We start from the raw sequence: 14,396 nt of genomic DNA, 5'->3' as shown, positions 1-14,396 counted from the left end.
CCAGACGCCCTCCCCCTCCTCGCCAAGGGCGACATCGACGCCCAGTGGGCGGCCCCCGAGGCAGCCGTCATGAACGGCATCATCGGCGGCTTCGACATCAAATGGGTCGCCGGCAACTTCTCCCCCGCCCCCGCCTCCAAGAGCGGCCTCTGGGTCCGCCTCAAGGACGGCGAGAGCGCCTCGTCCGTCTCCCTCAAGGGCAGCAGGATGGGCACGATGATCGGCAAGGGCTCGGTGATCTCGTACCCGATGGAGAAGGCCCTCGCGGCCCACCACAGCAGCCTCACCGACATCGGCTTCCAGCAGCTCGGCTCCGCGGACGTACTGACCGCGCTGCAGAACGGCGGCGTCGACTCGGCCTGGCTGCTCGACCCGATCTGGCGCAAGGTCGACGGCGACGCCAAGTACGCCTTCCTGGGCGGGCAGCCGCAGGGCGAGCCCCTCGGCGGCGTCCTCTTCGGACCGAGCCTGCTGAACAAGGACCCGGACGCCGGGGTCGCCTTCCTGCGCGCGTACATCCGCACGGTGAACACCTACTTCGCCGGCGACTACAAGAGCGACCCGGCCTTCACCGCATCGCTCGCCACCCTCCTCAAGACCGACGAGTCGATCCTGAAGTCGACCCCGTCACTGCGCATGGACTGGGAGATCCGCAAAGGGACGACCGACCGGCTGCAGAAGTCGTACCGCGACGCGGGCGTCTCCAAGGGGGACGCGCTGCCCGAGGACAGGACGGTCGACCGCTCGCTGTATGCGGAGGCGGTGGGCCACAAACCGTAAACCCAGCACTCGGACGGACGACGACGAAGGCCCGGACTCTTTCGAGTCCGGGCCTTCGGTGCTACTGAGTAGCGGGGGCAGNNTCCACCCCGCGTCGGTAAACATGACTGTACGTCCCCCCGCCGACCAGCGCAAATCGCTTCTGGCCCATTACGCAGGCCCTACGCGCTGAGCTCCTGCCGCAGCGCCTCAAGCAGACGCGAGGCCCGCTCCGCGACCTCCGCAGGACCCAGCTCCGCAGCCCGCGCACACCACTTCTGCCCCTCGGCGAGCTCGCCGCGCCGGATCGCGAGGAGCCCTATGCGCAGCGCGGCCCGGCCGTGGCCCGCGTTCGCGGCGCGCGCCCACCACAGCCCGGCTTCGCGCTCATTGCCCTCGCGTGCCAGCAGCAGCCCCAGGTTGAAGGCGCCGTTGCGGCTGCCCGCCTCGGCGGCCTCGCGGTACCAGCGCGCGGCCCCCTCCACGTCGTTGCGGGACGCGGCGAGCATCCCCACGCGCACCTGGGCACGCCGGTGCCCCTGCTCGGCGGCCCGCTCGTACCACTCCTCGCACTCGCTCTTCTCGGTCACCGGCTCACCGAGGATCGGCGGCCCGGGCGGCGGCATCCGCGAGTCGAGCAGCGCACCGAGGCGGAAGGCCGCCTCCGCGCTGCCACCGCCCGCGGCGCACCGCAGATGGCGCTCGGCGCCCTGCTCCTCGCCGTCCCTGAGCAGCGCGATGCCGACCTGGAGGGCCGCCTCGGTGTGCCCGGCGGCTGCCGCCCGCTCGTACCAGACGAAGGCCGTACGGTCGTCGTCGCGGCCCGCGTGCAGGATGCCGAGGTTGAACGCGGCGTCCACGCTGCCGGCCTCGGCGGCCTTGGAGAACCAGGGCTCGGCACCGGCCGGGTCGCCGCCCTGCAGCAGCAGGACGGCCAGCGCGTTGGCGGCCTCGCGGTGGCCCGCGTAGGCGGCGCGCCGGTACCACTGCTCGGCCGGAGCGTTGCGGTTCTGGGCGGCGCAGAGCAGCGCGAGGTTGTACGCACCGTTGACGTCGCCCGCGTCCATCGCGGCCCGGTACCAGCGCTCGGCGGTCTGCTGCTCACCGCGGGCGGCGTGCAGCGCACCGAGCGCGTTGGCGGCGTTCCCGTCGCCGTCCTGGGCGGCGCGCAGCCACCACACGGCGGCGCTCTCCTCGTCCCCCGCGTCGCGCAGCAGGAAGCCAAGCGCGCAGGCGGCCCGCGCCTCGCCGTCCTTGGCGGACGTCAGGTACCACCGGCCGGCCTCCTTGAGGTCGCCGCGCCTCTCAAGGATCGCCCCGAGGTGCAGGGCGGCCCGCCGGTGGCCGCGCGCGGCTGCCTGCCGGTACCACTGCTCTGCTTCGCGTGCGGGCTCCGGCTGTTCGGCGCCCGTGGCCGCGCCGCGGCCCGCTTCGCCGGCCGGTCCGGTGCGCGGGGCCGCGTGCCGCGCGGGCTCCGCGTACTCGGCCGCCTCGTCCGCCTGCCGGTCGAGGAGACGCGCCAGCCGGTAGCTGGCCTCACGGTGCCCCTGCTCGGCGGCAGCGCGCAGCCAGCGCTCGGCGCCGACGTCGCTGCGGTGCTCCAGAAGATCGGCGAGGGCGTACGCACCGAGCGCGTGCCCGGACTCGGCGGACTGGCGCAGCCAGTACTCGGCCGCGGGCTCGTCGCCGCGCTCGCGGTAGTGCCTGCCCAGTGCGTGGGCTGCTGCCGCGGAGCCCGCGACGGCGGCGATCCGCCACCATCCGGCGGCCTCGTCGGCGTAGCCGCGCTGATGGAGAAGAACACCCAGATTATTGGCGGCTGCCCGGTCGCCCTCGGCGGTGGCGGCGCGCAGGAAGGGTTCTGCACCATCAAGATCGCCGCGGCGCAGCAGCAGAGCGCCGAGCGCGCTCATCGACGCGGCATCGCCGCCCTCGGCCGCGCCCCGGTAGCGCGCCTCACTCTCGGCGTCCGCTCCGATATCGGCGTGCGTCTGCACAAACCGCCCTGTCTCCAACAGAGTTGCCCTGTCCCCCATAAATACCATCGTCCCACCACCTGCAACCCGCGTACACCTGGTATACCGCAGCCAGCGAGGTCACTTCAGCGTTTTGTCGACATGCCCACAGAGAGATAAGTCAAACCCATTCCGGGCCCAACTCCCCCCGTACGGCGCCTTCTTCGGACCGTCACATGACAGAGGCAAAGGACTGTATGCATGACGAAGGCCCGGATCTCTTCCGAGATCCGGGCCTTGGCCTTCAGTAGCGGGGACAGGATTTGAACCTGCGACCTCTGGGTTATGAGCCCAGCGAGCTACCGAGCTGCTCCACCCCGCGCCGTTGTGTTTCAACCGTACCACGGTGCGGGGTGGCTGCTTCTCAGCTCTTCTTGGCCTTCGCCTCGGCGTCGGCAGCCCGCTGCAGGGCATCCTGCAGGGCGGTCTGCGCCTTGCCGTACGCCACCCAGTCGCCCTTCTTCAGCGCCGCCTGACCGTCGTCGTACGCCTTCTGGGCGTCGGCGATGGCTTCCTTGGCGGTGGCGTTGTCACCGGTGGGCGGCGGCGTGGTGGTGCCGGTGTCCGGTGGGGGCGTGGTGCCCGTACCGTCCACGCCGAAGACCTCGTTCAGCGCCTCACCCAGAGTGTTGGCGAACGCGGTGGTGTCACCGTCCGGCGAATCGGCGTCCGCATACGACACGGCCACCTTCTTCAGCAGCGGATAGTGCGAGTTGTTGCCCTGGGCGTACACCGGCTCGACGTACAGGAATCCGCCGTCGAGCGGCACCGTCAGCAGGTTTCCGTACTCGATGTCCGAGTCGGCGCCCTTCATGTCGCGCACGAAGTTGGCGACCGCCGGCAGACCGTTGAGCTTGTTCTGCACCTGCTCGGGACCCGGCACCTCAGACGTCACTCTCAGTAGTCTGATCTTGCCGTAGTCAGGACTTGCCGCATCGGCGTCGACCGCCATGAACCCGCCGAGGTTCGGCCTGCCGCTCGGGGTGAAGGTCGTGGTCAGCGAGAACTGCTGACCCGCCGCCTTCTGCCCTGGCATCTTCATCGACAGGTAGTACGGCGGTACGGCCCGGTTGTCCTTGGTGGTCGGGTCGTTCGGGACCTGCCAGGCGTCACTGCCGCTGTAGAACTGCTTGGGGTCCGTGACGTGGTAGCGCGTCAGCAGCTCCCGCTGGACCTTGAACATGTCCTGCGGGTACCGCAGATGGGACATCAGATCCGTGGGGATCTCGCTCTTCGCCTTGACCGTGCCCGGGAACGCCTTCATCCAGGTCTTGAGGACCGGGTCCTCGTTGTCCCACTGGTAGAGCTTCACGTCGCCGGTGTACGCGTCGACGGTCGCCTTCACCGAGTTACGGATGTAGTTGACCTGGTTCTGCTGGGCGACCACCGCACGCTGGTTGTCGGTCAGCGAGTCGGCCGTGGTGTCACCGAGCGTCGTGCGCGACGCGTACGGGTAGCCGTTGGTCGTCGTATAGGCGTCGACGACCCACTGGATCTTCCCGCCGACCACCGCCGGATAGGCGTCGCCGTCGATGGTGAGCCAGGGGGCCACCGCCTCGACGCGCTGCTTCGGGGTGCGGTTGTAGAGGATCTTCGATCCGTCACCGATCGCCCCGGAGTAGAGGAGCTGCGGCTCACCGAGCGTCACGGCGTACGCGGCACGGTTCAGCGGGTTGGAGAGGCTGACCCCGCTCTTGCCCGCGTAGCTGGTGGTCTTCTCGCCGTTGTCCTCGTAGTCGAGCTCCTTCTGCGGACCGCCGACGATCGAGTACTGCGTGGTCTTCTCGCCGTAGTAGATCCGCTGCTGGTACTCGCCGAGGCTGCCCGTGGTCGGCAGACCGGACTCCGTGAAGACCGGTGCGCCGTTGGAGTCGGTGGCCGTGCCCTTGGCCGTGATCGCGCCGTAGCCATGGGTGTAGGTGAAGTGGTCGTTGATCCAGTTGTGCTTCTGGATGCCCGCGATGTTGAGCTCGCGCAGGCCGATGACCGTGTCCTGGCCCTTGTAGCGGTCGACGTCCAGGGTCGCGGGGAAGCCGTAGTACTTACGCTTCTGCTCCAGCTGCTGGAAGGTCGGCGAGACGACGTTCGGGTCGATCAGCCGGTAACTGGCGGCCAGATCGGCGTCCGCACGCTGCTTGGCGGTGTCCTTGGTCGTGCTCTTGCCCGTGTAGTCGTCAACGTCCGTGTCGGCGATCTGGTACGCCTCACGGGTGGCATCGATGTTCTTCTGGATGTACGGCGCTTCCTTGGCCTGCTCGTTCGGCTGGACCGTGAACTTCTGCACGATCGCCGGGTAGAGCCCGCCGATGAGGATCGCCGAGAGCACCATCAGACCGAAGCCGATCATCGGCAGCTGCCAGGTGCGGCGCCAGAGCGTCGCGAAGAACAGCAGCGCGCAGATGACGGCGATGCAGAAGAGGATCGTCTTCGCCGGGAGGTAGGCGTTGGCGTCGACGTACCGCAGGCCCGTCCAGTTGCCCGTGGCCTTGAAGTCACTGGACTTCACCGCGAGCCCGTACCGGTCGAGCCAGTACGCGACGGCCTTGAGCGTGACGAACACGCCGAGCAGCACCGAGAGGTGACCGGTGGCCGCAGCCGTGGCGCGCGCTCCGGGGGTCGTGACGCGCAGCCCGCCGTACAGGTAGTGCACCAGGGCGGCGGCGATCAGCGAGAGCACGGCGGCCGCGAAGCCGAAGCCGAGCAGGAAGCGGTACCAGGGCAGGTCGAACGCGTAGAACGACACGTCCATCTTGAACTGCGGGTCCTTCTGGTTGAAGGACACGCCGTTGACGAACATCAGCCAGGTGCGCCACTGGCCCGACGCGGAAGCGCCCGCGATCAGGCCGACCAGCGCGGTGATCCCGAGCAGCAGCCACTTCTTGTACGGCTGGATGCCCATCCGGTAGCGGTCGAGGGACTGCTGCTCCATGGACATCGCGCTGAGCGGTGGCCGCAGCCGGTGCGCCAGCCAGATGTTCACGCCGACCGCGGCCGCCATCAGCAGGCCGAAGACGAGGAAGAGCCCGATCTTGGTCCACAGCGTGGTGGTGAAGACCGAGGAGTAATGGACGGAGCGGTACCAGAGCCAGTCGGTCCAGAACCCCGCGAACATGACGAACGCCATGGCCAGTACGGCCAGGACCCCCAATGTCATGAGCAGGGTCCGGGCGCGCCTGGACGGCCGGCCCACTCTGATCCGTGGCCCGGTCGGGCCTCCGCCGCGGTCCGGCATCTGGAAAGCCAACGTGCGCACCTCGAAGTTCGCGGTCGTGTCGAGCGGGCCCCGCGATCGTAGAGCCCACTCATGCAACTTACTGAGGCTTTACTCAGTTCCCGTTCCGGGGGTGGAAGAGGGCAGGATATTGACCATGTCCAACACCACCCCCTCAGGGCCCCCGATGGCCGCGAGCCCGCTGACCGTCGCGGTGCTCGAAATCGACGAGTACGCATCCGGTCTCGGCTGGGACCAGCCGGCCCGTCTCTTCGCCCTCGTAGACACCGCGAAACTCCGCTCGCAGGAGCCGGGCATCGCCGCCCAGCTCGGCCTCGACAACGACGGCCCGGCCGCCACCGGGCTGACCCCGGTGGAGCAGGACGAGATCCCTGACTCCACCCCGCTCGACGAATTCCTTGCCACGATCGCCTGGCCCGACTCGGTGGCCGGGTGCGCGATGACGGTGGAGCGCCTCATGCTCCCGCCGTCCGCCGAGGCGTCCGTACCGGAAGGAATGGACGACGTACAGCTGGCTGCCTGGGTGGCCAAGCACCCCGAGCGCCAGGAAGTCCGGATGACCGTGGCCGTACTGCGCAGCGGAAAGCGCGAATCGGCGCTGCGGCTGCGCGAGAAGGACTCCCCGAACGACGTCCTCACCGGCGCCGACCTGGTGCCGGGGCTGGCCGAGGCGCTGGCCGCCACCTTCGAGGCGTAACTCTCCGGGGAGAGCGGCCGGCTAGCTTGCCGAGCAGCTCGGCAGGCCGGCCGTCTCTCCCGAACGGATCTTGGCGAGCGACTTCGTCGCGTCGTCGATGTTCTTCACCCGCACCAGCTTGAGGCCGGAGGGGGTGTCGGAAGCGGCGTCGGCGCAGTTGTCGCTGGGCGTCAGGAAGTACTGGGCGCCCGCTTCGCGCGCGGCGATCAGCTTCATCTCGATACCGCCGATCGGGCCGACCACGCCCTTGTCGTCGATGGTGCCGGTGCCGGCGATGAACTTCCCGCCGGTCAGCTCGCCGGGCGAGAGCTTGTCGACGATGCCGAGGGAGAACATGAGGCCGGCGCTCGGGCCGCCCACGTCGGCGAGCGAGATGTCGATGGTGAACGGGAAGGTGTGATCGGTCCCGGCCGTGATGCCGACGACCGCACGGGTCTTGCCGGTGTCGGGGTCGGTGGCCTTCTTCGTGGTGACGGTGACCTTCTCGGTCTCCGTCGCCTCCTTGCCCGCCTTCTCCGCCGCGGCCGCCTTCTTCGCCGGGACGATGGTGAAGACGACGTCCTGGCCGGGATCGCGCTTGGTCACCAGCTTCGCGACGTCCTTCGGCTCCTTGACCACCGTGCCGTCGACCGACTTGATGACGTCGCCCGCGTGCAGCCTGCCTTCGGCGGGGCTGTCCTTGACGACTGTGGAGACCACGGTCCTGGACTTGACCGGGATGCCGAGTTCGGTGAGGGCCGAGACCTTGGCGCTCTCCTGGGACTGGCTGAACTCCTCGGCGTTCTCCTGGGTGGACTGCTGTTCCGTCTTGCCGTCCGGGTAGAGCGTGTTGTGCGGCACCACGAGGTTGTCGTGCGCCAGCCAGCCGTAGACCGCCTCGACGAGGTTCATGTTGTAGTCCGCGCCGGTGACCCTGACCGTCGTCATGTTGAGATGACCGGAGGTCGGATAGGTCTGGTGTCCTGAGATGCTCAGCACCGGCTGGCCGTTCATGTCGCCCAGGGTGTTGACCGTCGGTCCCGGGCTCATCTCCGCGTACGGAACCTTGATGAGCACACCGGCGCAGAGCAGCGCGATGAGGACGAGGGTGGAGGCGAGCATCGTCGCGGTGCGGCGTGGCATGGAACGACAGTACGGGACGGGTCTGTCAGTGCACCGCTGGGGCCGGTCCGTACGGGGGCAGCCTCAGCTGCTGTGTTCCTTCTCCATCGCCTCGCGGAACCGCGCGTACCCGGCGAGTTCGGAGACGTCTCCGGTCGTACGGTGACGACCGGCCCAGCTCCCCCATATCGCCGCGCCCACGGCGGCCAGCAGGGGAATCAGCAACCAGGCGAGTGCTGCCATTCCGACCTCCGGGCCCCGTGCGTGCAGAACGTACTGATCAGCAGATTAACCATCTGCTGCCTCAACGCTCGTTGCTGGGGTCGGGTTACGCAAATCAGCGCTGCCGTATCAGCCGCCTTGCCGGTTGCCCCCTCAGCAGGCGCCGACCCACTCCTCCGTGCCGTCGGAGAACTTCTGGTGCTTCCAGATCGGGGCCTCGTGCTTCAGGTCGTCGATCAGCTTGCGGCACGCCTCGAACGCCTCGCCGCGGTGAGGGCAGGAGACGGCGACGACCACGGCGAGATCGCCCACCGCGAGGTCGCCCACCCGGTGGACCGCGGCCAGTGCCCGTACCGGATAGTCCGCGACGACCTTCTCGGCGATCCGGCGCATCTCCGCCTCGGCCGTGGGGTGGCAGGAGTAGCCGAGGGCGTCGACGTCGGCACCGCCGTCGTGGTTGCGCACGGTGCCGACGAAGAGCGCGGTGCCGCCCGCGGCGTCGTCGCCGACCGCCCGGAATACCTCGTCGAGGCTCAGCGGGCTGTCCCTGACCGCCAGCAGCCGGATCGGGTCCTGCGCGGCCTGCTCGCCCGGGTGGTCGTAGGTGTTCGCCATGGTGCCCATCGTGCCGTACCGGACCGACAACGCGGAATGGCGTTTCCGACCGGCCTGTCGCGCCGCCCGTTGGAGCCTCCTACGAGACCCGCCCGATCCGCTAGATCCGCCTGCGCGCCTTCCTGGCCCGGCGCACCACCGCCGCCGCGCCGAGCAGCGCGACCGTCGCACCCGCCGCGCCCGCGGCCGTCGCATCCTTGCGGCCGAGGCGCCGCCCGGCCACCGTGTGGCGGCCCGCGACCTCGGCCAGGAGTTCCGTGAGGACCTCCTCGTTGGTCCACCGGGGGCGCCAGCCCGCGTCGTGGAGGCGGCCGACGCTGACCACCCAGGGGTGCATCGTGTACGCCAGATCGCCCGCCGGGGAGGGCGTGAGGCCGATCCGGTGCAGCCTGGCGGCCGCACCGAGAGCGATCGCGGAGGGCAGTTCCATGCGGCGGATGCCGCTGAGCTCCTCGACCTCCTCCTGTTCGAGCCAGCCGTCGCAGCCGACCGCGAACTCGCCGTCGACCTTCTCCAGGACGGCGTACTCCAGGGCGCTCACCAGGTCCTCCACGTGGCAGAACTGCCAGGTGGGTCGGGACCCGGTGACGACCAGGAGGCGCGGCGACTCGAAGTAGCGGGTCAGCGCGGTGTCCGTACCGCCGACCAGGACGGCCGGGCGGACGACGGTGACGTTGAGGCCGGGGTGGGCGCGCGGCGCGCGGCGGCCCAGACGCTCGATCTCCAGGAGGTCGCCGACTCCGGTCGCCTCCGCGGTGGCGCGCAGCTCGGCGTCCTCCGAGAGCGGGATGTCGTTGTCCTCAAGGGCTCCGTAGACCATCGCGGAGGTGCACAGGACGACGCGGTGGACCCCGGCCGCCGCGGCGGCGGTGAGGACGGTCTGAGTCCCCCGGACGTTGTAGGCCGTACGGGCGGCGGGGTCCGTCTCCAGGTCAAGATCGAGCGCCAGGTGAACGACCACGTCTGCGCCGCGCAGCTTCTCGGCGATCGCCGGGTCGCGTACGTCCAGGATCTGCCACTGCGCCTCGGCGACCTCGCCTCTGCGCTCGTCGATGGCGATGACCTGCTTGATCTCCTCCGAGGCGGCCAGCCGCTCCGTGAGCAGCGCCCCGATGCCGGAGGCGGCGCCGGTGACCGCGACGACGGGTCCCTTGGGGGTGGGGGTTGAGAGGTTTCGCGCTGCGCGAACCTGCGGATCTGGGGAACTCACCGGGCGTCTCCAGCGGTTGTCTTCAGTACGTACGCGTACAGAAACGTACGGACCAGGTGGCGTCCATCCTGCCGCAGGCCGTGAGTCGGCGGAGCACCGAGCCCTGAACCGGGCAGCCCCCTTACTCTGGGTGTGTTGTCGGGCAATCGCTGTCGACCGTCCGGTCGGCGGCCCTACGAGCCGAGGAAACCCGTGAGTGACACCCCATTCGGATTCGGCGTTCCGCCTGAGGAGCCGGAGGACGGCGACGAGGGCAAGAACAAGGGCGGCCAGGGCGGTAACCAGGGTCCGGCGAATCCGTTCGGGTTCGGTCCCGGCGCCGGCGGCGACAATCCCTTCGCCGCGATGTTCGGTTCGATGAACCCGAACGACCTTGGTGCGGCCTTCCAGCAGCTCGGCCAGATGCTCTCGTACGAGGGCGGTCCCGTGAACTGGGACATGGCCAAGGACATCGCACGCCAGACGGTCGCCCAGGGCACCGCCGACGGCACCAAGGACGCCAGTGTGGGTCCTGCCGAGACCGCGGCGGTCCAGGAGGCCCTGCGCCTGGCGGACCTGTGGCTGGACGGCGCGACCTCGCTGCCCTCGGGCGCGAGCACGGCCGTGGCCTGGAGCCGCGCCGAGTGGGTCGAGGCGACCCTCCCGGTGTGGAAGGAGCTCGTGGACCCGGTGGCCGAGCGTGTCGGCGCGGCCATGGGCGGCGTGCTGCCCGAGGAGATGCAGGCCATGGCGGGCCCGCTGCTCGGCATGATGCGCTCCATGGGCGGCGCCATGTTCGGCCAGCAGATCGGGCAGGCCGTGGGCGTGCTCGCGGGCGAGGTCGTCGGCTCGACCGACATCGGCCTGCCGCTCGGCCCTGCGGGCAAGGCCGCGCTGCTGCCGCTGAACGTGGCGGCACTCGGCAAGGACCTGGGCATCGACAAGAACGAGGTGCGGCTGTATCTGGCGCTGCGCGAGGCCGCCCACCAGCGGCTCTTCGTCCATGTGCCGTGGCTGCGCTCGCACCTCTTCGGCGCGGTCGAGGGGTACGCACGCGGGATCAAGGTCGACACGAGCAAGCTGGAGGACGTGGTCGGCCAGTTCGACCCGCAGTCCCCCGAGCAGCTGCAGGAGGCGCTCCAGCAGGGCATGTTCCAGCCGGAGGACACCCCGGAGCAGAAGGCCGCGCTGGCCCGCTTGGAGACGGCGCTCGCGCTGGTCGAGGGCTGGGTGGACGCGGTGGTGCACGAGGCCGCGAAGACCCGGCTGACGTCCGCGGACGCGCTGCGCGAGACGCTGCGCAGGCGCCGGGCGTCCGGCGGTCCCGCCGAGCAGACCTTCGCCACGCTGATCGGCCTGGAGCTGCGTCCGCGCCGGCTGCGGGACGCTTCGCGGCTGTGGGCCTCTCTCACGGACGCGCGGGGTGTCGACGGGCGCGACGCGCTCTGGGAGCACCCGGACATGCTGCCGACGGCGACCGACCTGGACGACCCGGACGGTTTCGTCCACCGCGAGCAGCTGGACTTCTCCGAGCTGGACAAGATGCTGGGCGAGGCCGCCGACCAGAACCGTCCCAAGAAGGACGACCCGGACGAGGGCGACTCCGAGAAGTGAACCTGCACGACGACGCGGCCCTCGTACTGAAGGCGTACGAGGGCACGGGGCACCAGGCCGAGCTGCGTGATGCCTATCTGGATCACCTGGCCGCGCACCCGGACGGGATGTGGAAGGCCTGCGGGGCCGGGCACATCACGGCGAGCGCGCTGGTGGTGGATGTGGAGCGCGGGCGCGTACTGCTCACGCTCCACAAGAAGCTGGGCATGTGGCTCCAGATGGGCGGGCACTGCGAGCCGGGTGACGGGTCGCTGGCCGCGGCTGCCCTGCGCGAGGCGACGGAGGAGTCGGGCATCGAGGGGCTGACGCTGCTCGGCGGCGGTCCCGTAACTCTGGACCGGCACGCGATCCCGGCGCCCTGCAACTGGCATCTCGATGTGCAGTACGCGGCGCTGGCGCCGGCCGGGGCGGTGGAGGCGATCAGCGAGGAGTCGCTGGACCTGCGCTGGTTCGCGTACGACGAGGTGGCGGCCGTGGCCGACGCGTCCGTCGTGCGGCTGGTGGAGAGCACGCGCGCCGGACGGGCTGGAAAATCAAGCCCGTCCGGCGGTTGAGGACACAGCGCTCGCAGGGCGCGCACCACTAGCTCCAGGCGTTGCCCTGGTTCTGGGCATGTGCGCCCTGCTGCCCGATCCCGTACTGGGCGGCCAGCCCCTGCCCGATCTGCGCTCCCTGCGGAGGCATCACCTCGGACGGCTGGACGAGCGCGAAGCCCTGGCCCAGGAAGCTGAGCTCCCATCCCTCACCGGTGTTGCCGCGCCTGCGCGTGACCGACGAGGAGTACGTCTGCGCCTGCATCTGCACCCGCAGCGAGGCCGACCAGGCGACGACGGCGTCCGCGTCGGCGTTGACGTACTTGTCCGGCGTGACCTGCATCATCAGCGGCTGGCCCGAGGTCATCAGCGCGACCTTGCCCTGTCCGGTGATGTTGAGCTGGTACTTGCCGGAGCCGGAGATCCCGTACTGGCTGTCCACGGCGACGACGGTGTAGCTCAGCTGCGAGTCCATCGCCAGGACGTAGGAGCTGTCGACGACCAGGCCCTCGTGGTCGACGTCCACGACATGGACGTGCTGCGCGAGGTTGGCGAAGTAGACCGTGCCCTGCCCCGAGCAGCGCATCAGGTCCAGGCCCTCGCCGGTGACGGCGCGGGCGCGGCCCTGCTGCTGGGAGGTGTACTCGCCGTCGAATTCGATCAGCCCCTGGTAGGCGACCATCGATCCCTTGCGGGCGAGTACGTCGTCGTGCCCGGTCAGCGCGACCCGCAGGAGCTGCGGGTTCTGTGCGGTGTACCGGTCCTGGGTCTGCTGTTCCGTATAGCTGAAAAGCGGGCTCTGCATGGTGTGTTCGCTCCCCTCAGCCCCGGGCCCGCAGGCGGTCCGTGCTGTCCTCGCTCGGCTGTACGACGACGATTCCCTCGCCGGAGAAGCCCATCTGGTACGCCTCTCCGCTGCCCCGCCCGATCAGCGAGGACGCCTTGAAGCTGCGCTTGCCCTTCACCTTGAGGTTCGGGGACCAGGCGACCAGTGCATCCGGGTCGACGTAGGTCTCGTCCTCGCCGCGGCCGCAGTCGACGACGACCGGGGTGCCGCGCGAGGTGATCGCGACCCAGCCGTTGCCCGAGACCTTGACGTTCCACAGGCCCTGGCCCGCGAACTTGGCAAGACCCTTGACCCGCTCGACACCCCACTGGAGGGACGCGTCGAGAGCAAGGAGATTTGTGCCGTTGACCGAGAGGGCGTCGTTGTTGAGGTTGATGACGACGACGTCCGCGCCGTAGTCGGCGAGGTAGAGCAGTCCGTCGCCGGAGCACTTCATAAGAGGTGCGCCCTCACCGGTGATCCAGTCACGGGCGATCTGGCGGACGGCGGGCGGGTTCGGCTCGTACTGCACGAAACCCTCGTACGCGACCATCGAACCGGTGCGGGCGAGAAGGTCGTTGCCGGTCTGCAGGGCGACCTTGAGCATCTTGCTGCCGTGGTTCTCCATGCGGGCGGCGATCGGTGTCGGGGCGAAGCCCGCGAGTTGCTGATTCATGACGGGCTCCCTCAGACCTCGTAGGGCTGGACGACGACGAAGTTGCCGGGTGCTCCCCGGAACTGGAGGTTCACGGTCTCGCCGCTGTGTCCCGGATAGGAGTTGCGGCGCAGTCTCACCTGGCTGGAGACGATCACCTGGGAGGCCGACGACCAGGCCACGACGGCGTTGGAGTCGGCGAAGGTGGTGGGCGTGACGGGGAGGACCACCGGAACGCCATGAGTCTTGACGATCACAGTGCCTGTGCCCTGGAAGAGCATCGTGAACAGGGCGCCGCCGGGGATGCCGTGCCCCTCGATCCTGCGGACCTCGTGCTGCAGGGTCTCGTCGAACGCCAGGACGTTCTCGGCGGAGACGCAGATGCCGTCGCCCTGGAGCTCGATGGGATGCAGATGGGCGCTGTTCTCGGCGAAGAAGACCTGGCCGTTGCCCGTGCAGCGCATGAGCTGCATTTCCTGGCCGGTGGCGTTGCCGACGATGCGACCCGCGAAACCGGCGCCCTTGTAGCCGAAGTCGACCTTGCCCTGGTACATCACCATGCTGCCCTGGCGGGCGAGCACGGGGGTGGCGTCGGCGCTGAGGTCGGCGCGCATCAGGTACTTGTTCTGCGCGGTCCAGCGCTGGCCGGTGGGGGCCTCGCGGTACTTCTGGAGAGCGACCTGGAGGCCGGGGCCCTGCCCCTGGGGAGCGGTCGGCTGTCCGTACGGAGCGGGCTGCCCGTACGGAGCGGGAGCCTGGCCCGGGACCTGGCCGAACTGGGGCTGCTGGGGTGGCTGCTGCCCGTACGGCGCCGGCGCAGGGGCGGGCGGCGGAACCGGGCCGCCCTGGACCGGCATGGGCGGCATCGGCGCGGCGATGGTCGGTGCCGCGTGCACAGGCGGCGGGCTGTACGGAGCGGGGGCCGGGGCCTGCGGGGC

The 14,396-nt window shown here is 69.8% G+C and carries 13 protein-coding genes and 1 tRNA gene; 4 read left to right on the top strand and 10 right to left on the bottom strand.

Features of this window, described 5'->3' with window-relative positions; genetic code table 11:
• Positions 1–780, top strand: a 780-nt coding sequence (locus J0695_RS02705) for an ABC transporter substrate-binding protein (RefSeq protein ID WP_206959789.1), incomplete at its 5' end; no start/stop codon positions are given.
• 161 nt (positions 781–941) lie between these two features.
• Here the strand turns inward: J0695_RS02705 and J0695_RS02700 are convergent.
• From J0695_RS02700 to J0695_RS02690, 3 genes are all read right to left on the bottom strand, one after another.
• Positions 942–2,804, bottom strand: coding sequence for a tetratricopeptide repeat protein (locus J0695_RS02700; RefSeq protein WP_206959787.1), 1,863 nt, complete (start codon positions 2,802–2,804; stop codon positions 942–944).
• A 218-nt stretch (positions 2,805–3,022) separates the two neighbouring features.
• Positions 3,023–3,096, bottom strand: a tRNA-Met gene (locus tag J0695_RS02695).
• Positions 3,097–3,138: 42 nt separating this feature from the next.
• On the bottom strand, positions 3,139–6,006 hold the full coding sequence (locus tag J0695_RS02690; protein WP_206959790.1) for a UPF0182 family membrane protein: 2,868 nt from the start codon (positions 6,004–6,006) through the stop codon (positions 3,139–3,141).
• A gap of 136 nt (positions 6,007–6,142) precedes the next feature.
• Here J0695_RS02690 and J0695_RS02685 point away from each other — a divergent pair, with 136 nt between their 5' ends.
• Positions 6,143–6,703 carry a PPA1309 family protein gene (locus J0695_RS02685; RefSeq protein ID WP_206959785.1) on the top strand — a complete coding sequence of 187 codons (561 nt, stop codon included), beginning with the start codon at positions 6,143–6,145 and terminating at the stop codon, positions 6,701–6,703.
• A 21-nt stretch (positions 6,704–6,724) separates the two neighbouring features.
• Here the strand turns inward: J0695_RS02685 and J0695_RS02680 are convergent, their stop codons facing one another.
• From J0695_RS02680 to J0695_RS02665, 4 genes are all read right to left on the bottom strand, one after another.
• The gene (locus tag J0695_RS02680; RefSeq protein ID WP_206959783.1) at positions 6,725–7,825 is read right to left on the bottom strand and encodes a YlbL family protein; all 1,101 of its coding nucleotides are present in this window, start codon (positions 7,823–7,825) and stop codon (positions 6,725–6,727) included.
• 63 nt (positions 7,826–7,888) lie between these two features.
• Positions 7,889–8,047, bottom strand: a complete 159-nt coding sequence (locus J0695_RS02675; RefSeq protein WP_206959781.1) for a hypothetical protein — start codon at positions 8,045–8,047, stop codon at positions 7,889–7,891.
• Between the two features lie 132 nt (positions 8,048–8,179).
• A complete protein-coding gene (locus J0695_RS02670) occupies positions 8,180–8,641 on the bottom strand; it encodes a molybdenum cofactor biosynthesis protein MoaE (protein WP_206959778.1) in 462 nt (153 codons plus the stop codon).
• Positions 8,642–8,741: 100 nt separating this feature from the next.
• Positions 8,742–9,851: an SDR family oxidoreductase gene (locus J0695_RS02665; RefSeq protein WP_206959776.1), complete on the bottom strand. Its 1,110-nt coding sequence runs from the start codon at positions 9,849–9,851 to the stop codon at positions 8,742–8,744.
• 192 nt (positions 9,852–10,043) lie between these two features.
• On the opposite strand from J0695_RS02665, the gene J0695_RS02660 reads away from it, so the two are divergent.
• Both J0695_RS02660 and J0695_RS02655 read left to right on the top strand, forming a co-directional pair.
• Complete coding sequence (locus tag J0695_RS02660) at positions 10,044–11,444, top strand: zinc-dependent metalloprotease (RefSeq protein ID WP_206959774.1); 1,401 nt, start codon at positions 10,044–10,046, stop codon at positions 11,442–11,444.
• Entirely contained in the window at positions 11,441–11,998 is a 558-nt protein-coding gene (locus J0695_RS02655; protein WP_206959772.1) for an NUDIX hydrolase, read from the top strand. Before J0695_RS02660 ends, J0695_RS02655 begins: the two co-directional genes overlap by 4 nt.
• Positions 11,999–12,026: 28 nt before the next feature.
• On the opposite strand, the gene J0695_RS02650 is transcribed toward J0695_RS02655, so the two are convergent.
• The 3 genes from J0695_RS02650 to J0695_RS02640 all read right to left on the bottom strand — a co-directional run.
• Positions 12,027–12,782 (bottom strand): AIM24 family protein, encoded by a 756-nt coding sequence (locus tag J0695_RS02650; RefSeq protein ID WP_206959770.1) that lies wholly within the window; start codon positions 12,780–12,782, stop codon positions 12,027–12,029.
• Positions 12,783–12,798: 16 nt separating this feature from the next.
• Positions 12,799–13,479 (bottom strand): AIM24 family protein, encoded by a 681-nt coding sequence (locus J0695_RS02645; protein ID WP_206959768.1) that lies wholly within the window; start codon positions 13,477–13,479, stop codon positions 12,799–12,801.
• An 11-nt stretch (positions 13,480–13,490) separates the two neighbouring features.
• A partial coding sequence (locus J0695_RS02640) for an AIM24 family protein (protein WP_206959766.1) occupies positions 13,491–14,396 on the bottom strand: 906 nt, incomplete at its 5' end.

The organism is Streptomyces beijiangensis (assembly GCF_017315755.1).
Taxonomy (GTDB): Bacteria; Actinomycetota; Actinomycetes; order Streptomycetales; family Streptomycetaceae; genus Streptomyces; species Streptomyces beijiangensis.
The sequence above is the reverse complement of the archived record's forward strand: the minus strand, read 5'-3'. Positions and strand labels throughout refer to the sequence as shown.